At 55.2% G+C, this 21,694-nt stretch carries 22 protein-coding genes; 10 read left to right on the top strand and 12 right to left on the bottom strand.

What is annotated here, in order from left to right; translation table 11 throughout:
* Nucleotides 1-44 precede the first annotated feature (44 nt).
* The 10 genes from ABJL60_RS09815 (at nt 45) to mnhG (ending at nt 10,573) form a co-directional block, all read left to right on the top strand.
* Nucleotides 45-938, top strand: coding sequence for an AraC family transcriptional regulator (locus ABJL60_RS09815; RefSeq protein WP_348288865.1), 894 nt, complete (start codon nt 45-47; stop codon nt 936-938).
* Nucleotides 935-2,356, top strand: coding sequence for a mannitol dehydrogenase family protein (locus ABJL60_RS09810; protein WP_348376167.1), 1,422 nt, complete (start codon nt 935-937; stop codon nt 2,354-2,356). The genes ABJL60_RS09815 and ABJL60_RS09810 overlap by 4 nt, the downstream gene beginning before the upstream one ends.
* Entirely contained in the window at nt 2,344-3,381 is a 1,038-nt protein-coding gene (ugpC, locus tag ABJL60_RS09805; protein ID WP_348376166.1) for a sn-glycerol-3-phosphate ABC transporter ATP-binding protein UgpC, read from the top strand. Before ABJL60_RS09810 ends, ugpC begins: the two co-directional genes overlap by 13 nt.
* A 46-nt stretch (nt 3,382-3,427) precedes the next feature.
* Nucleotides 3,428-4,366: a carbohydrate kinase gene (locus ABJL60_RS09800; protein WP_348376165.1), complete on the top strand. Its 939-nt coding sequence runs from the start codon at nt 3,428-3,430 to the stop codon at nt 4,364-4,366.
* Nucleotides 4,367-4,592: 226 nt separating this feature from the next.
* The gene (locus ABJL60_RS09795; RefSeq protein ID WP_348376164.1) at nt 4,593-7,472 is read left to right on the top strand and encodes a monovalent cation/H+ antiporter subunit A; all 2,880 of its coding nucleotides are present in this window, start codon (nt 4,593-4,595) and stop codon (nt 7,470-7,472) included.
* Between the two features lies 1 nt (nt 7,473).
* Entirely contained in the window at nt 7,474-7,839 is a 366-nt protein-coding gene (locus ABJL60_RS09790; protein WP_348376163.1) for a Na+/H+ antiporter subunit C, read from the top strand.
* Nucleotides 7,836-9,377 carry a monovalent cation/H+ antiporter subunit D gene (locus ABJL60_RS09785; RefSeq protein ID WP_348376162.1) on the top strand — a complete coding sequence of 514 codons (1,542 nt, stop codon included), beginning with the start codon at nt 7,836-7,838 and terminating at the stop codon, nt 9,375-9,377. Before ABJL60_RS09790 ends, ABJL60_RS09785 begins: the two co-directional genes overlap by 4 nt.
* 1 nt (nt 9,378) lies before the next feature.
* A complete protein-coding gene (locus tag ABJL60_RS09780) occupies nt 9,379-9,879 on the top strand; it encodes a Na+/H+ antiporter subunit E (protein ID WP_108829322.1) in 501 nt (166 codons plus the stop codon).
* Entirely contained in the window at nt 9,876-10,163 is a 288-nt protein-coding gene (locus ABJL60_RS09775) for a K+/H+ antiporter subunit F (RefSeq protein ID WP_108829321.1), read from the top strand. The genes ABJL60_RS09780 and ABJL60_RS09775 overlap by 4 nt, the downstream gene beginning before the upstream one ends.
* Entirely contained in the window at nt 10,160-10,573 is a 414-nt protein-coding gene (mnhG, locus tag ABJL60_RS09770) for a monovalent cation/H(+) antiporter subunit G (RefSeq protein ID WP_348376161.1), read from the top strand. Before ABJL60_RS09775 ends, mnhG begins: the two co-directional genes overlap by 4 nt.
* 48 nt (nt 10,574-10,621) lie before the next feature.
* On the opposite strand, the gene ABJL60_RS09765 is transcribed toward mnhG, so the two are convergent.
* From ABJL60_RS09765 to ABJL60_RS09710, 12 genes are all read right to left on the bottom strand, one after another.
* On the bottom strand, nt 10,622-11,521 hold the full coding sequence (locus tag ABJL60_RS09765; protein ID WP_348376160.1) for a hypothetical protein: 900 nt from the start codon (nt 11,519-11,521) through the stop codon (nt 10,622-10,624).
* A 174-nt stretch (nt 11,522-11,695) separates the two neighbouring features.
* Nucleotides 11,696-11,989, bottom strand: coding sequence for a hypothetical protein (locus tag ABJL60_RS09760; protein ID WP_348376159.1), 294 nt, complete (start codon nt 11,987-11,989; stop codon nt 11,696-11,698).
* A gap of 44 nt (nt 11,990-12,033) precedes the next feature.
* Nucleotides 12,034-12,351 carry a hypothetical protein gene (locus ABJL60_RS09755; RefSeq protein WP_348376158.1) on the bottom strand — a complete coding sequence of 106 codons (318 nt, stop codon included), beginning with the start codon at nt 12,349-12,351 and terminating at the stop codon, nt 12,034-12,036.
* Between the two features lie 94 nt (nt 12,352-12,445).
* Nucleotides 12,446-12,961 (bottom strand): DUF4123 domain-containing protein, encoded by a 516-nt coding sequence (locus ABJL60_RS09750; RefSeq protein ID WP_348376157.1) that lies wholly within the window; start codon nt 12,959-12,961, stop codon nt 12,446-12,448.
* A gap of 348 nt (nt 12,962-13,309) precedes the next feature.
* Nucleotides 13,310-13,768, bottom strand: a complete 459-nt coding sequence (locus ABJL60_RS09745) for a hypothetical protein (protein WP_348376156.1) — start codon at nt 13,766-13,768, stop codon at nt 13,310-13,312.
* A gap of 3 nt (nt 13,769-13,771) precedes the next feature.
* A complete protein-coding gene (locus ABJL60_RS09740; RefSeq protein ID WP_348376155.1) occupies nt 13,772-14,224 on the bottom strand; it encodes a TetR/AcrR family transcriptional regulator in 453 nt (150 codons plus the stop codon).
* A gap of 134 nt (nt 14,225-14,358) precedes the next feature.
* The gene (locus ABJL60_RS09735) at nt 14,359-15,321 is read right to left on the bottom strand and encodes an oligopeptide/dipeptide ABC transporter ATP-binding protein (protein ID WP_348376154.1); all 963 of its coding nucleotides are present in this window, start codon (nt 15,319-15,321) and stop codon (nt 14,359-14,361) included.
* On the bottom strand, nt 15,321-16,295 hold the full coding sequence (locus ABJL60_RS09730; RefSeq protein ID WP_348288893.1) for an ABC transporter ATP-binding protein: 975 nt from the start codon (nt 16,293-16,295) through the stop codon (nt 15,321-15,323). Before ABJL60_RS09730 ends, ABJL60_RS09735 begins: the two co-directional genes overlap by 1 nt.
* Nucleotides 16,295-17,239: an ABC transporter permease gene (locus ABJL60_RS09725; RefSeq protein ID WP_348376153.1), complete on the bottom strand. Its 945-nt coding sequence runs from the start codon at nt 17,237-17,239 to the stop codon at nt 16,295-16,297. Before ABJL60_RS09725 ends, ABJL60_RS09730 begins: the two co-directional genes overlap by 1 nt.
* Nucleotides 17,239-18,219 carry an ABC transporter permease gene (locus tag ABJL60_RS09720; protein ID WP_348376152.1) on the bottom strand — a complete coding sequence of 327 codons (981 nt, stop codon included), beginning with the start codon at nt 18,217-18,219 and terminating at the stop codon, nt 17,239-17,241. Before ABJL60_RS09720 ends, ABJL60_RS09725 begins: the two co-directional genes overlap by 1 nt.
* Nucleotides 18,220-18,292: 73 nt before the next feature.
* Complete coding sequence (locus ABJL60_RS09715) at nt 18,293-19,858, bottom strand: ABC transporter substrate-binding protein (protein ID WP_348376151.1); 1,566 nt, start codon at nt 19,856-19,858, stop codon at nt 18,293-18,295.
* Between the two features lie 89 nt (nt 19,859-19,947).
* Nucleotides 19,948-21,528 carry an ABC transporter substrate-binding protein gene (locus ABJL60_RS09710; protein WP_348376150.1) on the bottom strand — a complete coding sequence of 527 codons (1,581 nt, stop codon included), beginning with the start codon at nt 21,526-21,528 and terminating at the stop codon, nt 19,948-19,950.
* Nucleotides 21,529-21,694 lie beyond the last annotated feature (166 nt).

The raw sequence follows: 21,694 nt of genomic DNA, 5'->3' as shown, positions 1-21,694 counted from the left end.
GCCAACCACCGGTGTTGGCGATGGAAACGGGGTGAGGTAGCGAAATGTCCATTATCAAACCTGAAATCGAAATGGTGGACCGCAGCACCCGGTCCATTCGCTATCTGCAACATGGGTGGCCTACGGATTTATGCCGCTGGCATGCCCATGAAGAATACGAATTGCACCTGATCGTTGAAACGCGCGGCAAAGCCTTTGTTGGGGATTACATTGGCGATTTCAAAGCCGGTGACTTGTTCATGACAGGGCCGAATTTGCCACACAACTGGATCACGGACCATGTCTGGACCGAGCCTGTGCAAACCCGCGACATGCTTGTGCAATTCAGCCACGAAAGCGTTGAGAAACTGGCCGAGGGCTTCCCTGAGTTTTCTCAGGTTCTGAGGCTTTTGCATCTGGCGCAATCGGGCATTCAGTTTGAAGGGTTCAACCCGACTTTTGCGCGTGGGCATATGGAAGCCATTCGCGACAGCAAGGGCGCAGAGCGTATTCTGGCTTTCATCCGCTTTCTTGTGCGTCTGAACGAACACGCAGAGAAGAAGACACTGTCCGTGACACGTATTGTGCAACCTGAAGGCGGCAGCAAACAAGCACGTATCGCTGACGTCGTGGACTTTGCGACCAAGAACTTCCACGAGACGTTTTCGGTGACGCAAGCGGCCAGTATGGCAAGTATGACCGAAGCCACCTTTAGCCGGAATTTTCAGGCGGCCACGGGCCACAGCTTTATTGATTTTCTGAACCGTATCCGCATCGGGGAGGCCTGCGGGATGCTCTACGCCTCTGACGACCAGATCATTTCCATTGCCCAGAATGCCGGTTTCAAAAACCTCGCGAACTTCAATCGTCACTTCCTGAAAGTTAAGGGAATGACGCCGTCTGAATACCGTGACACAGCCCGCAAAGATCTTATGCCGCAATCCAAGGTGACGTCATGAACAGCGCAACGCTTGCCCCGATTTATGCCACCAAATACGATCGTTCCACCTGTGACGTCGGCATCGTGCATCTTGGCTTTGGTGCGTTCCACCGTGCCCATCAAGCGGTTTATCTGGACGATTACATGGAAGCATCGGGCGATGTGCGCTGGGGAATCGCTGCGGTGAATTTGCGGGCCTCCGAAACCGATCAGTTGCGTTTGGCGCAGGCGGATATCACGGACCACGACGGGTATTTCCTTAAATCCATCTCGGCGGATGGTGACGAAGAAGTCCGACGCGTCCGCAGCCATGTGCATTTCGCAGACTGGAGCACAGGTCAGGCGGAAGCGGAGGCATTGTTGTCCCGCCCTTCCGTGCATTTGGTCACGATTACAGTCACCGAAAGCGGGTATTACACCGATCCCAAGGGTGATTTGAACCTGGCTGACCCGACAATTGAGGCCGAGATCAAAGGTGACGCCGCACAGTCAGTCTACGGATATCTGAGAGCGGCGCTGTCGCAGCGGATGAAGGCAACGTCTGCTCCTTTGACCATCGCATGCTGTGACAATATTCGTCAGAACGGCAAAATGCTGGAACGCAACCTAATCGCCTATCTGCGGGCTTGCACTGAACAGGCTTTGGCGGATTGGGTGACTGCGCATGTGACGTTCCCGTGTTCTATGGTGGACCGGATCACGCCGCGCAGCCCCGTCGCATTGGGTGCGGAACTGTCCGCTTTGGTTGGTAAAGATGTGGCGTCGCCGGTCATGGCCGAAGATTTTATCCAATGGGTTTTGCAAGATAGCGCCACCGCGCCAATGCCCGATCTGGGCTGTGTGGGGGTGACGGTCACGCCTGATGTGGACCCTTTTGAAGAAACCAAAATTCGTGTCTTGAACGGGGGGCACACGGCGCTGACCTACATGGCAGCTCTGGAAGGGGTGGACACATTCGATGCGGCGATGCGCGTGCCGCATTTGAATGCCCATTTCCAGAACTTCGAGACCCAAGAGGTGTTGCCGGCGCTGACACTGGCGCTGCCCTTTTCCAAAGACGATTACCTTGCAAAAATCGCCCGCCGTTTTGGCAATCAGGCTATTGGTGACACCGTGGCCCGCATTTGCGCTGATGGCATGGCAAAGTTCCCGATTTTCATACGCCCCACCATCGAGGGATGCCTTGCCGCGGGAACCATGCCCAAGTTTGCCATTCGAAGCATCGCAAGCTGGTATGTTTTCGCACGCCACGTGGCCGCCGGTAAAATTCCGTTTGAGTATGTTGAGCCAAGCTGGGCGCAGTTGAAGACATTGCTTGGCACGGACGACTTTTTAACCAGCACGCAGCTTTGGGGCGACGTGCCGCGCAAATATCCGCAGTTCATCACGACACTGCGCGAGGAAATTTCTGAAATGGAGGCAACATGGCCGGTCTGACATTACGCGATGTAAAAAAGAGCTACGGCGCCACGCAAGTGATGCATGGCGTCGATCTGGACATCAAAGACGGTGAGTTTGTGGTGTTTGTCGGCCCCTCGGGCTGTGGGAAATCTACCTTGCTGCGCATGATCGCGGGTCTTGAGGAAATCTCTGGCGGGTCTGTGGCCATCGGCGACACGGAAGTGAATGATGTGGCGGCCTCAAAGCGCGGCGTGGCGATGGTCTTCCAGACCTACGCCCTTTATCCGCATATGACCGTTTACAAGAACATGGCGTTCGGGCTGAAGCAGGCCAAAACGGCCCCTGCGGAAATCGACCGACGCGTCAAAGCCGCCGCCGAGATTTTGCAGATCACCGATTACCTTGAACGCAGCCCGCGCAACCTGTCGGGGGGGCAACGTCAACGGGTCGCCATTGGCCGCGCGATTGTGCGTGACCCAGAGGTCTTTTTGTTTGACGAACCCCTGTCCAATCTGGATGCAGCCCTGCGTGTGCAAACCCGATTGGAAATTGCACGCCTGCATGAACGCCTGAAGACAACGATGATCTACGTCACCCATGATCAGGTCGAAGCCATGACATTGGCCGACAAAATTGTCGTGCTGCGGGATGGTCGTATAGAACAGGTGGGCAGCCCCATTGATCTTTATGAACGGCCTGCCAACGCTTTTGTGGCACAGTTTATCGGCAGCCCGAAAATGAACTTCTTCGGGGCAGGCGATTTAACGTCTGGTGCGGGTACCGTGTTGGGCAACGATCTATCACCCAACGTGCAAGTCGGACTGCGCCCCGAAAACCTGACCCCGGCAGACAGTGCCGATGCGGTGGTGGAAGGCACATTGGAGCTGGTCGAAAATCTGGGTGAGTATGCCTTGGTTCATTTGCGCACCGAGACCGGTATCGAGTTTATCGCCAAAACCGAAAAACCGCCGCAGGCAGACAAAGGCGCGATGCTGGGTTTTGCGATCAAACCTGAGTTGGCCCACTTCTTTGACACAGCCACCGATTTACGTTTGACGTGACACGCGAAGACCACGCGGATACCGCAGATAAACAAGAGGCACGAAAATGATATTGTGTTGCGGTGAGGCGTTGATCGACATGGTGCCTGTCCAATCAGAAAGTGGGCAAGCGTTTTTGCCTTTGCCGGGTGGGGCCATTTTCAACACGGCCATCGCACTTGGTCGGCTGGATGTGCCGACGCAGTTCTTTTCAGGCGTGTCGCAAGATTTGTTTGGCGCCCAGCTTGCCGGTGCTTTGGAGAAGGCGGGCGTCGGCACAGAAACGTTGGTGCGCAGCGATCGCCCAACCACTTTGGCTTTTGTGGCGTTGCAAGACGGGCAAGCGCACTACACATTTTATGATGAAAACTCGGCCGGGCGTATGTTGGGGGCGGATGATGCACCTGATATTGGTCCGAACATCACGGCGTTGTATTTTGGCGGCATAAGCCTATGCGCCGACCCTGCCGCCTCTGTGTATGCTGATCTGGCTTTGCGTGCTGCAGATGATGCCGCAAACCATGCGGTTGTCATGATTGATCCCAACATTCGGCCCGGCTTTATTCAGGACGAGCCTGTCTACCGAAAGCGGTTGAACGAAATGATGGCAGTCGCGGACATCGTTAAAGTGTCTGACGAAGATTTGGACTGGATCATTGAAGGTGATGCGGATCATGCCACGAAAGCGCAGCACCTGCAGGCTTTGGGTGCGGGCCTTGTCATTGTGACCAAGGGACGTGATGGTGCCTGCGCGTATTTGCGTGGGGGGAACTGTGTGTCTGTATCTGTGCCCAGTGTGGTTGTTGTGGACACTGTCGGGGCGGGGGATACGTTCAACGCGGGTTTTCTGGCGCATCTTCACGACTGCGGAGTTCTGGATAAAACGGCTTTGAAAACCATTGATGCCGCGACAGTTGAACATGCATTGGGCTTTGCTGCCAAAGTTGCGGCGGTCACTGTAACGCGACAAGGGGCAAACCCGCCTTACCGGTCAGAGATTTCGTAAAAGACATCGGTGCCTGCATCGGCCAGACGGTCTGCGCTTGCGCATTTTCGTCGTGCCTGCGTGACCTATGCTGTCGTGTCGCATCCGAATTGCACTGGTTGGCCATCTAAAAAGATGGTTTTATGTGACCCTAATCGAGTAGTTCTGCGATTCCGGTTGTTTGTGCCCCTTGGCACGCCATATCTCGCGTAAGAATGAACTAGAAATAGCATTATTGGGCCCGGTCTTGTCACTTTTCTTTATCGTCGCATTGCCCTTTCTGGGCGCACTTCTTCCGGGTTTGATGAACCGCGCCGGGCGCGCGGCCTGCGCTGGTGTCACATTTACAGTCACGTTAACGGCCTTCATCGGTTTGCTGACGAACCTGCCGCAGGTGCTGCGCGGAGAAATGGTGATGGCGCGGGTCGACTGGATGCCGCAGCTTGGGTTGAACATGACCTTGATGCTGGACGGGCTTGGGTTTTTCTTTGCGCTGCTCATCCTTGGCATCGGGCTTTTGATCATCGCTTATGCGCGGCATTACCTAAGCCGCGATGACAATATGGGCCAGTTTTTCACCTATCTGCTGCTGTTTCAGGGCGCGATGGTGGGGATTGTCCTAAGCGATAACATATTGCTTTTGTTGGTGTTCTGGGAGCTGACATCGCTGTCCTCCTTCTTGTTGATCGGATATTGGAAACATTTGCCGGAAGGCCGTCAGGGCGCGCGCATGGCATTGACCGTGACGGGAATGGGCGGTCTTGCCATGATCGGTGGTATGCTGATCCTTGGACAAATCGCGGGCAGCTACGACTTAAGCGTGATTTTGCAAAACCGCGAACTTATCCAAGCCGATCCGATGTATTTGCCAGCGCTTATCCTGATCCTTCTGGGGTGCTTCACCAAATCGGCACAGTTCCCGTTCCACTTCTGGTTGCCGCATGCCATGGCGGCACCCACGCCAGTGTCTGCTTATTTGCATTCGGCCACGATGGTGAAGGCTGGTATCTTTTTGATGGCGCGCATGTGGCCTGTGCTGTCGGGCACGCCTGAATGGTTTGTGATTGTCACAACGGCGGGTCTGATCACGATGGTTTTGGGCGCGGTGATTGCCTTGTTCAAACATGACCTGAAAGCGCTGCTGGCGTTTTCAACAGTCAGCCACCTTGGGCTTATCACGATGCTTTTGGGCACTGGCACCGCGTTCGGTGCGATGGCGGCTGTTTTTCACATCCTGAACCACGCGACCTTCAAAGCGGCGTTGTTCATGTCGGCAGGCATTGTGGACCACGAAACACACACACGCGACATTCGCCGCTTGGGTGGACTGGGCAAGCTGATGCCGGTGACGTTTGCCATCGTGACGCTTGCGGCTTTGTCGATGGCGGGTATTCCGTTCCTGAACGGCTTTTTGTCCAAAGAAATGATGCTTGAGGAAGCCAACCACACGGTGTTGTTCAACACGCCTTGGTTGGTGCCTGCGGTTGCGACATTTGGGTCGCTCTTTTCGGCGGCATATTGTTTCCGTCTGATCGGACATACGTTTTTGGGACCAGTGCGCGACGATTACCCGTCAACCCCGCATGACCCGAATACGGGTCTGTGGATGCCACCGGCCATTCTGGTGGTGCTTGTGGTGGCGATTGGTGTGGCGCCTTTCCTGGCGGAACCATTTGTCAAAACAGTCACGGCATCTTTGTTGGGCGATGCTGCAGATGTGCCAAAGAACTACTTCAAGATTTGGCATGGTCTGGTGCCGGCGCTTTACATGTCGATCATTGCCGTTGTTGGCGGTCTGGTGTTGATGGTTGTCTACAAACCCCTGCAAAAGCTGTGGGATGTGGCGCCGCGCCCTGAAGCCAAAACAATTTTTGAAGCTCTGATAGACGCCGTGGCGCGGATTGCGAAAACGGTCATCCATTCTTCACACAACGGCGCGTTTACCCGTTATGCCACGATCGCAACGGTGGCTATCGTTTTGGCCGGATATTATGCGTGGACAACCGGAACGGTAGGGCCTGCGACGCGCGACATGCAGGCCGCCGGACCAGTGCCGTTGGCAGGTTGGGCGATGTTGGTTGCGGCCACAGTGGGGTTGGTCTTGCTGCACCGCAACCGCCTTTTGGCGCTGATCCTGATCGGAATTGTGGGGCTGATGGTGTCTGTGGGCTTTGTCTATCTCAGTGCCCCTGACCTTGCGATGACGCAGTTCACTGTCGAAGTTGTCACGATCATTCTGCTTTTGCTGGCGCTGAATTTCTTGCCCAACAAAACGCCAGTGGAAAGCACGGTTTTGCGCCGGTTGCGCGACGGTGGCGTGGCTGTGGCGGGGGGGCTTGCTACGTTTGCGTTGGCCTATCACTACATGCTGCGCGATCCGGTGGCGGCATCTATTTCCGAATTCCACCTTGCCAATTCCTATAAAGGCGGCGGGGGCACCAATGTGGTCAACGTGATCCTTGTCGATTTCCGTGGCTTTGACACATATGGCGAAATCATCGTTTTGGGCATCGCCGCGCTGTTGATCTATGCGCTGACGGAAACGCTGCTGGACGGGCCTGTGCGTGCGCGACTGCTGAACCGTGTGCCGGACCAGCCACGCGCGGGCGACATGCATCCTATGATGATGGTCGTGCTGACACGTGTGATCATGCCTGTGGTGCTCATGGTCGGGTTTTACATCTTCTTGCGCGGACACAATGAACCGGGCGGCGGTTTTATTGCGGGTTTGATTGTGTCGATTGGTGTGGTCATGCAGTACATGGCCAGCGGCTTTAACTGGGCAACAGCGCGATTGAAATATCCCTATCACGGGGTAATCGGCGCAGGCGTTCTGGTGGCGGGGTTCACTGGCATCGGATCGTGGTTTGTGGCCAAGCCTTTCCTGACATCCGATTTCACCTACGTGCGCATCCCGCCCTTCTATAAATTTGAACTGGCCACGGCAGCTTTGTTCGATGTGGGTGTCTTTCTAGCGGTGGTCGGGGCCGTGATGTTGTCACTTGAAAGCTTCTCGAGGTTGGCCCGCCGCACAGGTGCGCAAGACAGCGAGCATCCGATGGATATTGACCCGTCGCGCGATGATTCAGACGATGCACCAAATGCACCCGTGAAGGAGGGCAACTGATATGGAGCTTCTTGTTGCCTCTGCCATTGGCGTTATGACGACCGCCGGAATTTATCTGGTGCTGCGTTTGCGCACTTTCCCTGTCATTTTGGGCATCTCGCTTTTGACCTATGCGGTGAATGTGTTTCTCTTTTCCTCAGGCCGTTTGACCATTGGTGCCCCCCCAGTCTTGCACGATAGTGCGACACTATACGCAGACCCGTTGCCGCAAGCTTTGGTGCTGACAGCAATTGTGATTTCCTTTGGCATGACGGCGGTTGTGGTGATGATCGGTTTGGGGGCGTTCTTGGGGTCTGACGATGATCACATCGACGACCAGCCGGAACCCGACGCCTCACAGCCTGCGGACGCGGAGGGCCAGCCATGACTCATTGGATCATCGCCCCCATCGTCTTGCCTGCTTTGCTTGCGCCTTTCATTGTTTTGGCGGCGCGCTATCACATCGTTATACAACGGGTGTTTTCAGTGGTGGGTGTTGCAGCCCTGATCGCGCTGTCGGCCGGACTGGCGTGGCAAGTGTCTGACGGGTCGGTCATTTCCTACCGCTTGGGAGATTGGGCGGCCCCGTTCGGGATTGTTGTCGTGGGTGACAGATTGTCGACCATGATGGTCTTGCTGACGTCTGTTTTGGCGCTGTTTGTCCTGCTTTATGCCATCGGTTCCGGTTGGGACGATCGCGGCAGACACTTCCATGCATTGTTCCAATTCCAGTTGATGGGCATTATCGGGGCCTTTCTTACGGGTGATTTGTTCAACTTATTCGTCTTCTTTGAGGTGCTACTGATCGCATCTTACGGGTTGATGATCCACGCGGGCGGCAACGCAAGGCTGCGTGCGGGGGTGCAATATGTGCTGTTCAACCTGATTGGATCAACGTTGTTCCTGTTCGCGCTGGGGGCGATCTATGCTGAAACAGGTACTCTGAACATGGCGGATTTGGCACAGCGCGTTCAGCTTGTTGATGCCTCGGAAACCGTGGGCATCCGTGTGGCCGCAGTACTTTTGATTTTGGTCTTTGCGATCAAAGCCGCGTTGGTGCCGCTGCACTTCTGGTTGCCTTCAAGCTACGCAGAAGCACCTGCACCTGTGGCGGCCCTTTTTGCGATCATGACCAAAGTGGGGGCTTATGCGATCATCCGCGTTTATACGATGATCTTCCCGCCGGACCTTGAGGTCACGGCAGGTTTGCACGCTGATTGGCTTTTGCCTGCGGCACTTGTGTCTTTGGCCATCGGCATGACGGGCGTGTTGGCCGCGCGCAAACTGGACCGTTTGGTGGCGTTCAGCGTTGTGGGGTCCATGGGCATGGTGATGGTGGCGATTTCGCTGTTCACACCGGATGCTATCGGGGCCGCGCTGTACTACATGGTACATTCGACACTTGCGGGCGCTGCATTGTTCCTGATTTCCGATCTTGTGCGCACCGGCCGTGGCAATGTCGATCTGACGACGCAACCCCCAATGGCGGGCAACGCTTTGACAGCCGCCATGTTCTTTGTGGGCGCCATTGCGATGGCGGGCCTGCCACCGTTGTCTGGGTTTCTGGGCAAGCTGTTGGTGCTGGATGCGTCCTACACAAGCGACGGCATGGTGTGGATTTGGGTCGTTGTGTTGTCATCCAGTCTGATTAGCATCCTCGGGTTTGCCCGCGCAGGCAGTGTGGTCTTCTGGAAAGCGCATAGCGTGGCATCTGAAGATCCGAAGCCGGAGGCCGCCAAACCCGCAGCGCTGTCTTACGTGGCTGTTGGCGGTATTTTTACGATGCTTGTGTTGCACACGATCTTCGCGGGTCAAGTGCACGGATATACAACGCGCATCGCCACTCAGCTGTTTGCCCCGGATGCCTATGTGTCGACCGTCCTTGATACGCCGGGTAAACTTAGCACCCCCAAGAAGGACCACTGATATGGCTCGTGCTTTTCGTTGGCTTCTGCCCCATCCGTTTCTGACGCTGGTGCTGGCTGTTGTGTGGACGTTGTTGCAAAACGAGGTCAGTGCAGGGATGGTCGTGTTCGGGATCATTCTGGGCATCATAATCCCGCGGATGACGTCCATCTGGTGGCCCGATACGCCAAGCGGTTTTCGTTTGGGCAAGATGACCACCTACAGTGTCATGGTGATCTGGGATATCATTGTCGCCAACATCGAAGTGGCATGGATCGTTTTGTCCGTTCCCAACGCCAAGCTGAAGCCGGCGTGGATTGTTGTGCCATTGGAGCTAAAACAACCTGAAGCGATCACTGTGCTGGCCGGCACGATTACTTTGACACCGGGCACGGTGTCGGCGGATTTGTCCAATGAAGGGCACAGCCTGTTGGTACATGTGCTGCACACAGATGATCCGGATGCGGTGCGCGACGACATCAAAACGCGATATGAAAAGCGTCTGTTGGAGATATTTGTATGACTTCTGCTGCGGAATTTTTGGACATTGCCCTGCTGATCACGTTTGTGGCGCTGGTTTTGGGGCAAGTGTTTTCCATGGTGCGTTTGTTGATTGGCCCCACATCAGGGGATCGTATTCTGGCGCTGGATACAATGGTGATCAACGCCCTTGGTCTGGTTATTGTATTGGGCATGTATCAAGGCGTGAAAGTCTACTTTGAGGTGGCGCTGCTGATCGCCATGCTGGGGTTTGTGTCGACAGTCGCATTGGCGCGCTTTGTTCTGCGGGGGGACATCATCGAATGACGTTCGAAATTATTGCAACATACGCCGCTGCTGTTTCTTTGTTGATCGGGTCCGGTTTTGTCACCGTGGGCGTGATCGGGCTGCTGAAATTCAACGAACCCATGACGCGCCTGCACGCGCCCACAAAGGTGGGGACCATCGGGATTGGCATGTTGTTGCTGGCGTCCATGCTGGTCAATGCCTCAGCCGGACGCGCGTCGATCCACGAGCTTCTGATCATGGCATTCTTGTTTGTGACCGCTCCGGTATCTGCCCATTTCATTGCAAAAGTCAGCATACACCGGCGCGATTGTGATACGCCACCACCACCAAAGGCAGATGAAACGTGGTCGACACTGGCGTCACCCGACCACGACATGATGGAAGCTTTGGCAGAAAGTCACGACACTCCGTCTGCCACGAAGTCCTAATCCGAAACCTGGAAAATACCGTCGTTTGGCAGACACATCATGCCGACGCTATGCCTTGATCTCTTTGGTCGCAGACTGCGGGTAAAGGTCAATCAAAGCCGCACGAAAAGCCGTTGCCAGCGCGTCGCCTTTACCGCTGTCGCTGATTTGAACGGGGTCCGCAAAGCGGGATCGCAACGGGGCTATGTCGAAAAACACGTCCGGGCGGTTAAGTTTCAGCTGCATGTCGTAGCTTTCACGCCAAGCCAACGGGTCGTTTCGCGTTTGGAAAGTCCACAGCCGTGCACCACTGGCCGCTGTTGTTTCCTTGGTAGATAGGCAAACACGCGAAATCTCGTCAGGGCTGATGTTGAACTTTTCAAACAAGGGTTCGCCCATCGCGATCCGCCACGTCAAGCCTGGCAAAAGATCCAATTTTCCCGGCCCCAAAGCAGACATGTCTTCACTGGCGTCATATAGGTACTCGCCTGTGCGGGCGTGGTAGACGGGGAAATGCACAGGCAATTTGAACCGATTGACGTATTCGGAATCTGCCTGCCCGTGTGACGGGCTTTGCGCGTGGGATGTGTACCCGCAATAGCTGTAGGTGAAGGCGTCAGCATCTGGAATGGCTTGTCCCCATGCAGTGTCCATCGCCTTGATTTGCGCGGCAAAGTCACGTGCACTGGGCCGCAGCAACATCCACGATCCAAAGCCCGCGGCAGGTGCGCGATAGTCCAGCGTGTACTTCTTCATCTTCAACGACAAAGATGAAGGGTCCTGTTGGGTCCAGTTCAGCCATGCTGCATCATCAAACCCCTTGAAGGCGTCCATCTCACGCGGGTTTTCCGAAACGCCGTATTTTGTGACCGCAAAATCTTTGGGCAAGGTCGCGCAAAAGGCGGCAACCTGTGCTGCATCGTTCAATGTGCCGTTTTCGGTCTGCATATACAGTGTCATCTTTGGCATAATTGGACTGGGCTTGCAGTTGACGGGTGTTGGCCAGAATACGCACATCCTTGACGTCTACGACCTTTCCGTCCGGCATTGCATCGGGATAGGTGTGTCGCGGTTTCCGGCGTCATCGCGGCTGGTAACGCGCCTTCGGTTTGTCGTCAGGCCAAATTGTCCAATGTACGCGCTTCATTCCTGTTGCCGCGTGCAAACCTTTCCAGCACAAATTGAGGCAAACGGGCCCATGCCTTCGGTCAGCTGCTTGATCAACACCCGCAATGTGAACCCTGCGGGGGCACTTGCCGTCGGGCTGAGTGTTTGGGTGTACCGCAAAAAGCCGTCAGGCCCGACAAACAGATAGGTCGCAGCACCGGATTCTGCGTGATAGGATAGTTTTTCCCGTAAAAACTGGCGCAAGTTCATCGTGTAGTGTGTATCAGAGAACCATTCATCGTGGTCCAGATGCTCAAGATCTTGTTCCAATTCGGCGTATTGCCAAGCATCCGGATCAACACCTTGCTGAAAGGTCAGGGTGTTTCATTCATCCTGATCCCGACATCGGTTTGAAGTGCCCCGATGATGGCATAAAGTTCGTCACGGTTGCCCAAATCCGTGGCGGTGCGGGCGCGTGTGCGCAGACGGGCGGCATAGGCGTCATCGGATTCGTCCAATTGACGCTCAAACGGCAATTCGGACACATGTACGCGTGGGCAACGCCCTGTCGGGCAATCAATTTCCTCATATCGCCCGCCCCCTAAGGACCTAAAGCGGCGTGGATCGGGTTCTGCCGCCGGTGCAGGGGCTTTCGATAAAAAGTCCAGTTCGTCGTCTTCTGGGATACTCATCTCAGTGCTCCCGCTTCAAGTTTGATGCGCAAGGCCAGAACTTTTTTCGATGGGGTGTTGAGGTGCGGTTTCTTGAGAATGTCACGATCCATGGTCAGGCCCGCGTCATGCGCTTGTCCAACGATACGATCAATTTCTGTGTGCATGCGGCGCCGCCGGAATGTTCAATGACCATGGACAGCTTTTCTTGTGTGCTGTCGATCGCGAAAAACCGGTGACTGCGGTCCCCCCATCGCCTTATCCCGCTGAAATACGGCAACGCCACGCGCGGGTCCCAGAAACGAAACAGGAACCATCCGTCGGTGTCTGACTGGCGCACACGCGTAAAACGCCGCAAGTGCCGCCAAACTGCATGCATGGGGGCAGGGGTGATCAAAATGATGCCTGTCCCCTTGCCCCAATGCCCAGAAAAGAAGTGCTGACAAAAATTGGTACCATCGGAGTTTTTCGCATCCGGAGTGATGTCCACCAGATAGGGTGCGCTTTCTTTCCACTTGTCTTCGGCCTCACCGGTAAACAGGCACCGCACGTCTGCATCGGTCACGTCCAGATCAAACAAGCCGACCAAATTGGAGCGTAGAGTTGCATCCACATAAAGATAGATGCGCATATCTGGCGCATCTTTTGTGGGAAAAACGATGGACCCCAGAAGGGGAGATATCTAATCGCCGTCAAGTTCGACGGAGGGTAAATCGTGGTGTGTAACGTTTAGAAAGTCCTGCGGCGCAGTATTTTGGTGCGGGTCTGTACCAGTCAGAAAAGACGGTGCATTTGTCCAAGGATCAGTTGGTTCACCGCTCATTGTTACCCATATTACCTTACCGCAAACTCCCCCATAAGGTGCAGTGAGATCACTAAAAACCTCATGGGAAAAATGTTTGAATAGCGTGGGTTAAGTGGAATTTTGCCTTGTTTGCATTGCGCGGTGTTTTGTTAGGGCGCTTGTGCGTACCGCTGCTTAGGCGGGACTGTCTGACCAACCTCCCTGCGCAAGCATGCGTAGACGGGGTTTGTGACGGGCGCGGTAAACGATCCCGGCCCACCAGGCAAAAAAGAACGTAAGTGCTCCGGCGTCTATTTCGACACTGTCGATCAGCTGGCTGCCTGTTGGGGTGTCGATCACACTTAAATGATGCCTCCAGCTTTTGATGCCAGCGCCTTTTTCGTCGGATTGGAATGTCATGGCGGTGTGATCGCAGGTCTCTACGGTCATTGAATAATCTTGCCATGGCATGATGCCAAACAATGACACACGCACGTCCAGCGTTTGACCTTCGCTTATTGTTCCAGATGGAAGCCCATCAAACACGATCAGTTTCCCCATCGCTTCTTTGTAGGCGTCAATGTCTGTTGCGATGTCCCACACCTGACGTGCGGGTGCCGGATAATCATGTGTCAAAGTCACTGTGCGGGGCATGATCTAGGTCTCTACTTGGGTTGTTAAAATACGGGTGAAATCGGCAGCACAGGCTTCGGGATCGTCGACATCTACCGTTGACAATGCGTGCCCTACATAGACCCACATCATCATTTGGGCACGGCTTTGCGCGATAGCGGGTGGCAGGTCAATGGTTTGTAGCAAGGCCTGAGCATATGATTGCCTGACCTTGTCCACGTCGGCCAACGTCTGAAACGCCAGCGGATCGACGCCAGCCCAGATGCGGATGCCACGTTCAAGAGGGCGCGACATGGTAAAGACCCGTACCATCAGCGCTTTGATCTGGTCTTTGGCGTCAGGCAGTTGGCGAAGTTGGGCAATGACCTCTTCATTGATCTGGACCCGCCATGCGGCGATCAATGCGGTATGGAAGCCCTTGATGTCATCAAAATGCCAGTAAAAGCTGCCTCTTGAGACACCAAGCGCCTTTACCATGCGGTCAGCCTTTGTGCCATTGCGCCTATCGTGTAGCATACAGTTGTATATGGTTTAGGGCGTGCGGAAATAAAACATAACTTTTGGTTGTGATTTATTCACAAACAATTCTGGTGGAGACTGTGATGCTGTGGCTACTCGGCCAAATGGCAGGCCACACGCGTCGCGTTTATGGTGCGCATTTTTGGACGTTCTGCTTTACACACATCAGTCGCCAACGGACAGCGTGGGTGAAAGGCACAACCGGTGGGCGGATTGATCGGATCGGGAATTTCGCCTTCAGGCAAAGTGGCCTCTCGGCCAAACCCGTCCATCCGAGGGGCCGCTTCAAGCAGCATTTTGGTATAAGGATGTTTGGTATTGGCAAACAGGTCTTTAGGGCTTGCTTCTTCGACCAAGCGCCCCAGATACAGGACGCCGATACGATCCGCCATATGTTGAACAACTGTCAAATCGTGGCTGATCAGCACATATGTCAGCCCGAAGTTGTCTTTAAGATCGCTCATCAGGTTTAGAACCTGCGCTTGCACCGACACGTCCAAAGCCGATGTCGGTTCGTCACAAACGATCAGCTTGGGTTCTGACGACAATGCACGTGCGATACAAATCCGTTGGCGTTGCCCGCCAGAAAACTCATGGGGGAACTTGCCTGCGTCCAGTGCAGAAAGCCCGACTTGTTCCAACAGCTTTTCGGCCAATCCGGTTGCGTCGCCACCGCGCGCAACAACAGGTTCCACAATAATGTCACGCACCCGCCAGCGTGGGTTAAGCGAGGCGAAGGGATCCTGAAAAATCATCTGGATGTCAGAGCGGATGGTATCCACTTTGTCCGCATCTCGTTCGGTGGCCAGATTGACCCCGTTGATCTCGACCTCGCCAGAGGTGGGTGTCAGCAGTCCAACCAACATGCGCCCGATCGTGGATTTTCCTGATCCGCTTTCACCAACCAAAGCGTAGGTGCTGCGTGGGGCAACTTCGAAATCAACCTCTGACACGGCGGTCAGCAGTGCCTTTGGACGCCGTTCCAACACGCGGTTCAGCCAAGGCTTTGACACGTCGAAAACGCGGCTTAGGGATGTGACGGAAATAAGTGACATTACGATACCTTTTCCGCAGTCATCGGGAACCAGCACGCGGCGGCCCGGTCCGCGATCTGCGGGCTTGGGGCCTTGCGGCATTTGTCTTGCGCATAGGCGCATCTTGGATTGAAAGGACAGCCTTCGGGCACTTTATTCAGTCGTGGCATGGCGCCTTCGATCTGATGCAGACGCGCTTTGCCCTGGGACGCCAACGGCGTAGAGGCCATCAATCCGAACGTATAGGGATGGCGGGGTGCTGTCAGCACATCGCGCACATCGCCCAATTCGGCGAGGCGGCCTGCGTACATTACGGCCACGCGGTCAGCCGCCTCTGCGATCACGCCCATATCATGTGTGATCAACATCACAGCCGTGCCGCGTTCACGGCAAAGCCGCTTCAACAGCGCAATGATCTGCGCCTGCACCGATACGTCCAGTGCCGTTGTCGGTTCATCCGCGATAATCAATGAAGGTTCCGCACAAAGCGCCAAAGCAATCACAACGCGTTGCCGCATCCCGCCACTGAATTCGTGGGGGTAGCTGTCGATGCGTTCTGCGGCCCCCGGAATGCCGACTTCCTCTAGTGCAGCAATCGCACGGGTTCGGGCTTCGCTGCGGGTGATGTCGAGATGGGTCAACATGGTTTCGGTCAATTGGTCGCCGATGCTGAGCAGCGGATTTAGAGACGTCAGCGGGTCCTGAAACACCATGCCGATTTGCTTGCCGCGCAAACGGCGCATGTCTTCGCCTTTCAGCGTGTCGATGCGTGTGCCGTTTAACCAGATTTCGCCTGCCGCAATATGGGCTGGTGGTGTCAGCAGGCCGATGACGGCGTTGCCTGCCATGGATTTGCCGGCCCCGCTTTCCCCTACAACGCCCAGAATTTCACCTGCGCGAATGTCGTAGCTGACGCCGTCGACGGGTTTGACCGTTCCCGAACGGCTGGGGATTTCAACGGATAGACCACGAATAGAAAGAACAGCATCAGACATCAACGCAACCTCGGGTTTAGCGCATCGCGCAGCCAGTCGCCCAGCAAATTGACGCTAAGGGCAAGGGTCAAAAGGGTGACGGCAGGGAACAGCAAAATCCACCATTCGCCGGAAAACAGGAAGCCTTGCCCGATGCGGATCAAGGTGCCCAAAGATGGTTGCGTCGCGGGGGCGCCGACCCCCAGAAAGCTCAAAGTTGCCTCGGCGATGATGGCCAAGGCCAATGATATCGTGGCAATCACCAACACAGGCGACAATACGTTGGGCAGAATATGCCGCAGCATGATGGCATATGGCGTGCGCCCGATCAGGCGGGCCGCTTCCACGTATTCCTTGCGTTTTTCAACCATCGTGGCCCCGCGCACAACACGCGCAAATTGCACCCAATCGCTGAGGCCGATGGCAAGGATAAGCACCCAAATTGCCATTTGGTCACGGTATTCAACGGGAGTGATCCCTTTGGCGACCCCAAAGATCAGCATCGCCACCAGAATAGACGGAAACGTTAATTGCACGTCTGCGGTGCGCATGATGATCGTTTCTGTCCAGCCGCCAACATACCCTGAAATCAACCCCAAGGTGATCCCTAAGACCATCGCAAGCAGCACGGCGGCCACACCCACGAACAACGACACGCGCATGCCGTAAAGGATGGTGGAAAACACATCGCGGCCCTGATCGTCGGTGCCCAACAGGAAGCTTTCGCCAGTGAAGGCGTTTGGCGCCATCGGACCTGTAAAGCCGTTCATCAGGTTCAAAGATGCCGGATCAAAAGGGTTTGTCGGTGCGATCAACGGTGCAAAAACAGCCGCAAGCACAAGGGTCGCAAACACGATCGTGGATACCACCGCAACGGGCGACTTGCGAAACATATAGAAGACGTCGCTGTCAAGAAACACGCGCAACCGCGATTGTTCTGAAGCTTTTACCGGTAATTCAGCCATCAGTGCCCTCCCGCGCGATCGACACGCAAACGCGGGTCAATGAAGAAATATAGAATGTCGACGATCAGGTTGATGCCCACGAACATCACCGAAATCAGCATCAGATATGCAGCCATCACAGGAATATCGACAAACTGCACGGCGTTGATAAACAACAGTCCGACACCGGGCCACTGGAACACTGTCTCTGTGATGATGGCAAAGGCAATAATTGCCCCCACTTGCAAACCGATGACCGTAATGACCGGCACCATCGTGTTTTTCAAAGCATGGCGGAAGTTGATCACGCGGTCGCGCAGACCCCGGGCACGCGCAAAGCGAATATAATCTTGGCGCAGCACTTCCAGCATTTCAGATCGCACCAGCCGCATGATTAGGGTCATCTGATACAGCCCAAGTGTGATCGAAGGCAAAACAAGGGCTTTCAACCCCGAAGCCGTCAGCAACCCCGTTGACCAATTGCCGATTTGCACCGTTTCGCCACGCCCGAAACTGGGCAGCCACCCAAGTTCGACCGAAAATATGTAAATCAGCAAAATGCCGATCAGAAAGGTTGGCAAGGACACCCCGATAAGCGACGCAGACATGATGGCATTGGCCAGAACGCCATTGCGCCTGATCGCCGTAAACACGCCAAAGGCGATCCCAAAGGCAATGGCCAGAATGCCGGACACCGCCGCCAATTCCAGTGTTGCGGGTGCGCGTTCCAGCAAGATCTCGGCCACCGGACGCCCCTGACGGTAACTGACACCGAAATTTCCCTGTGCCGCTTCGGTCAGAAATTTATAGTATTGCACCGGAAACCCCTGATCGAGGCCCAACTGTTCACGCAGCCGTTCAATGTCTGCCGCCGTGCGTTCTTGCCCCAGCATATTGTCGATGGGATCACCGACAAAGCGAAACATCGAAAATGCCGTCAGTCCGACAATCAACAGCACAAGAATAGATTGCAGAACGCGCCGGATGATAAAGGCAAGCATGGTGGCAATTTCCCCGATGGGTGGCAGGCAACGTGACAAGGTGGGTCGGGGCGTGTGCCCCTCTTAGGCTGTGCTAGTTAACAGTGACCCAGCGCAAGATAAAGAAGTTGTCGGGGCGTTGCACCAATTCAATATTGGACCGCGTCCCCCAGACCAAAGGCTGCACATAAAGTGGAACGTAAGCCGTTTCATCCTGCAGGGTTTGGGCAACTTCATCCAGCATCGTCTGGCGTTTTGTCTCGTCGATTTCGGATTGTATCATCGGCAGCAATGCGTCGACACGATCGTTGGAATATCCGCCAAAATTCCAGCTGCCCAATTTCTTTTCTTCATTGGGTGTGGCGGCCAGAAAGCGCACAGGGTGTTCAGCGTCAAAGGTGCCGGGCGACCACCCCAACAGATACATGTCGTAGTTGTCTGCCCGCAATTCGGGCCAGTAGTTTTGCACCGGCATCGCGTCCAAAGTCGCGCGCATACCGACCTGCGCCAACATTGCAGTGATGGCCTGACACACGGCTTCATCGTTCAGATAACGGTTATTGGGGCATTTCAACCCGAATGAAAATCCGTCCGCGTAACCTGCTTCGGCCAACAAGGCGCGTGCAGCATCCTGATCAAAGGCCGCGTTGCCGCCCAGTACGTCGGAATACCCACGCATTGCGGGGCTGACCAATTGGTTCACCGCTTGGGCGTTTCCGCGCATCGTGGTCTGCAAGATCGCGGGCACATTCACGGCATGGGCCACCGCGCGGCGCACGCGGGCGTCGGCAAACGGATTTGCGTCTGTCGTTTCAGACGAATATTTCAGCGCTTCGGCCTCATGAGGAAAGCCAAGCATGATAACGCGGGCTTCGATGCCCTGAATGACATTGACGTTTGGATCATTTTGCAATCGCGCCACGTCTTGGACAGGTACGGGATTGATGAAATCGACGTCGCCCGACAACAGGGCTGCCAAAGCGGTGGCGGGGTTCTGGATCGGCGTCAGCTCTGCGCGGGTGATGTTGTGTGTGGCATCGCCCCACCAATTGTTATGCGGCTCAAGTACAGTGCGCAGGCCCGGTTCACGATTGGTGATGGCAAACGCGCCGGTGCCATTGGTATTCAGCGTGGCATGGTTGCCTGCTTCTTTGTCGGGGCGGCCAGCATCATTGGATTGCGCCCAGTCGCTGTCCATGATCATCCAGTTGGCGATGCTGTCGGGGAAAATCGGGTTCGGGGACGTGGTCATGAAGTCCACCGTGTAATCGTCTACAACGACCACGCCTGACACCGGCGCAAACCAACTTCTGGTGTCGGCGGCTTCGCTTGAGGCGCGTTCATAGGAAAACAATACGTCCTGCGCGGTAAACGCGGCACCATTCTGAAAGGTCACGCCCTGGCGAAGATTGAAGCGCCACCCTTCGCCGGCCCCTATGGCTTCCCAGCTTGTGGCAAGCGCCGGTTCGATGGCCATGTCCTGCCCGCGGCGCACAAGACCTTCATAGACGTTGTTTAAAAAACCCAGGACCGGCGCAGAGTTAACAGCATGGGGATCCAGAGTTTGAGGGTCTGTTGTGACAGCCCATTTGAAGTCCTCGGCAAAGGCTGCAGGGGTCAAAACGGCGAAAAGAGCGGCGTAGCTAAAATTGCGTAACATGGATTTTCCTGAACTGGACCAAAATGGACTGGCGTTGAAAAATGAAAGCAGGCGGCGCATCAATTGTAACGATGCGCCGCCCGGATGGTTTACTTCATGGTGAAGTATTTAACCTTTGGCTGATCTTCAGGATCAACTTCGATGCCCACTTTTTCCGACATGCCCCAGTTCAGAACCTGGTGGTGGATCGGGATGTAAAGCTGTTCATCTTGCACAACACGCCAGATTTTGGCGATGTCCGCATTCCGCGCAGCCAGATCGGTGTTGGACGCAAGTGATTTGATCATGGCGTCGACGTCATCGTTGTCAAAACCGGTGCCGTTCCATGTTCCGATTTCAGCTTCACGACCATGCACAAGGAAGTTGAAGATGTATTCGGAATCATACGTCGGCACGCCCCAGCCCAGCATATAGAAGTCTGTTTTGCTGTCCGTGATCAACGGAAAGTGTTGTGCCTTTGGTTTGGCATCAAGGTTCACTTTAACGCCGATCTGGCCCAGCATGCCAACCGCAGCCTGACAGATGCCTTCGTCGTTGACGTAACGGTCATTGGGGCAATCAAGGCGGATCGAAAACCCGTCTGCATAGCCTGCCTCTGCCATCAGTGCTTTGGCGCCTTCGATGTCGGTAGACGATTCGGCATCCATTTCAGCGGTCCAACCGTTGACGAAGGGTGGGGCGACCATGCCGGCAGGCGCACTTTGGCCACGCATCACAACCTGACGGATGGCGTCGCGATTGATCGCCATGGACATGGCTTTGCGCACACGCACATCAGCCAATGGGTTGGCACCATCGACGTTGTCGCTTTCGATGTCGTCCGCGCCTTGGTTCATGCCAAAGAAAATTACACGGTTTTGGGGTGCTTGCTTGACGACCAAACCGTCGACGGCGTTCACGCGCTCAAGGTCCTGCACAGGCATGTCTTGCAGAAAATCAATTTCGCCAGACAACATAGCAGCCACACGGGTCGCGGCGTTCTGGATGGGGGTATAGACGATTTCCGTCACTTCCATTGGGAACTGGTCGCGGCCCCAATAGGCTTCGTTGCGTGTCATGACGGTTTTGACGTCAGGTTCGCGGCTCGTCAGCGTGTAAGGGCCCGTACCATTGACGTTTGTGGTGGCAAATGTGATTTCGCCGCCCTCAAAGTCCTGCACGTCAACTGTGTTGTTTGCTTCGGTCCAGCCTTTGTCCATCATGTACAGGTTGGTCAGGTTCGATGGCAGGATCGGGTTTGGCCCGTCCGTGACGATTTCAACGGTATAGTCGCCCTTCGCGCGAACTTCTGTGATGGAGCCAATCAGTTCTTTCATGTCGGAATTGGGCTGTTTGGCGCGCTCAAAGCTGAACACCACATCTTCGGACGTAAAATCTGCCCCATCGTGGAACTTCACGCCTTGGCGCAAATTGAACACCCATACATTTGGATCATCTGCTTTAGGGGCCCAGTCAGTGGCCAGCGCGGGCTCAAACGCGCCTGTTACGTCGCGGATGATCAATGGCTCATACATCTGCTGGCGGATCGTATGTGTCGGACCTTCATTCTGGGAATGAGGATCAAGCGTCAATGCATCGCCGGATCGGGCCCAACGCAGCGTTTCGGCGCTGACCGGTGCCGCCGTCGAAATCAGCAAAGCGCCGATCATGGTTGTAATTGTCGTTTTCATGGAAAATCCCCGTGCTGTTATTTATGCTCTAAGCTTGGCTTGTTTTTCGCCAATGGCAAGGCCCTCTTTGGATAAGGATCGCGGAACGTCGGGTTATCGAACAGCCGCAGCAAGCACACGCTGGGATAGTCGCGTTGCCAAAAGACGCGGTTTGGACCTTGGCAGG

The organism is Ascidiaceihabitans sp. (genome assembly GCF_039986515.1).
GTDB lineage: Bacteria > Pseudomonadota > Alphaproteobacteria > Rhodobacterales > Rhodobacteraceae > Ascidiaceihabitans.
This window is presented reverse-complemented; position numbering and strand designations above follow the sequence as displayed.

Excerpts from the sequence above, each read along its gene's own strand:
- ABJL60_RS09815 (WP_348288865.1), top strand. The coding sequence starts at position 45 with ATGTCCATTATCAAACCTGAAATCGAAATGGTGGACCGCAGCACCCGG.
- ABJL60_RS09810 (WP_348376167.1), top strand. The coding sequence starts at position 935 with ATGAACAGCGCAACGCTTGCCCCGATTTATGCCACCAAATACGATCGT.
- ugpC (WP_348376166.1), top strand. The coding sequence starts at position 2,344 with ATGGCCGGTCTGACATTACGCGATGTAAAAAAGAGCTACGGCGCCACG.
- ABJL60_RS09800 (WP_348376165.1), top strand. The coding sequence starts at position 3,428 with ATGATATTGTGTTGCGGTGAGGCGTTGATCGACATGGTGCCTGTCCAA.
- ABJL60_RS09790 (WP_348376163.1), top strand. The coding sequence starts at position 7,474 with ATGGAGCTTCTTGTTGCCTCTGCCATTGGCGTTATGACGACCGCCGGA.
- ABJL60_RS09785 (WP_348376162.1), top strand. The coding sequence starts at position 7,836 with ATGACTCATTGGATCATCGCCCCCATCGTCTTGCCTGCTTTGCTTGCG.
- ABJL60_RS09780 (WP_108829322.1), top strand. The coding sequence starts at position 9,379 with ATGGCTCGTGCTTTTCGTTGGCTTCTGCCCCATCCGTTTCTGACGCTG.
- ABJL60_RS09775 (WP_108829321.1), top strand. The coding sequence starts at position 9,876 with ATGACTTCTGCTGCGGAATTTTTGGACATTGCCCTGCTGATCACGTTT.
- mnhG (WP_348376161.1), top strand. The coding sequence starts at position 10,160 with ATGACGTTCGAAATTATTGCAACATACGCCGCTGCTGTTTCTTTGTTG.
- ABJL60_RS09765 (WP_348376160.1), bottom strand. The coding sequence starts at position 11,521 with ATGCCAAAGATGACACTGTATATGCAGACCGAAAACGGCACATTGAAC.
- ABJL60_RS09755 (WP_348376158.1), bottom strand. The coding sequence starts at position 12,351 with ATGAGTATCCCAGAAGACGACGAACTGGACTTTTTATCGAAAGCCCCT.
- ABJL60_RS09750 (WP_348376157.1), bottom strand. The coding sequence starts at position 12,961 with ATGCGCATCTATCTTTATGTGGATGCAACTCTACGCTCCAATTTGGTC.
- ABJL60_RS09745 (WP_348376156.1), bottom strand. The coding sequence starts at position 13,768 with ATGCCCCGCACAGTGACTTTGACACATGATTATCCGGCACCCGCACGT.
- ABJL60_RS09740 (WP_348376155.1), bottom strand. The coding sequence starts at position 14,224 with ATGGTAAAGGCGCTTGGTGTCTCAAGAGGCAGCTTTTACTGGCATTTT.
- ABJL60_RS09735 (WP_348376154.1), bottom strand. The coding sequence starts at position 15,321 with ATGTCACTTATTTCCGTCACATCCCTAAGCCGCGTTTTCGACGTGTCA.
- ABJL60_RS09730 (WP_348288893.1), bottom strand. The coding sequence starts at position 16,295 with ATGTCTGATGCTGTTCTTTCTATTCGTGGTCTATCCGTTGAAATCCCC.
- ABJL60_RS09725 (WP_348376153.1), bottom strand. The coding sequence starts at position 17,239 with ATGGCTGAATTACCGGTAAAAGCTTCAGAACAATCGCGGTTGCGCGTG.
- ABJL60_RS09720 (WP_348376152.1), bottom strand. The coding sequence starts at position 18,219 with ATGCTTGCCTTTATCATCCGGCGCGTTCTGCAATCTATTCTTGTGCTG.
- ABJL60_RS09715 (WP_348376151.1), bottom strand. The coding sequence starts at position 19,858 with ATGTTACGCAATTTTAGCTACGCCGCTCTTTTCGCCGTTTTGACCCCT.
- ABJL60_RS09710 (WP_348376150.1), bottom strand. The coding sequence starts at position 21,528 with ATGAAAACGACAATTACAACCATGATCGGCGCTTTGCTGATTTCGACG.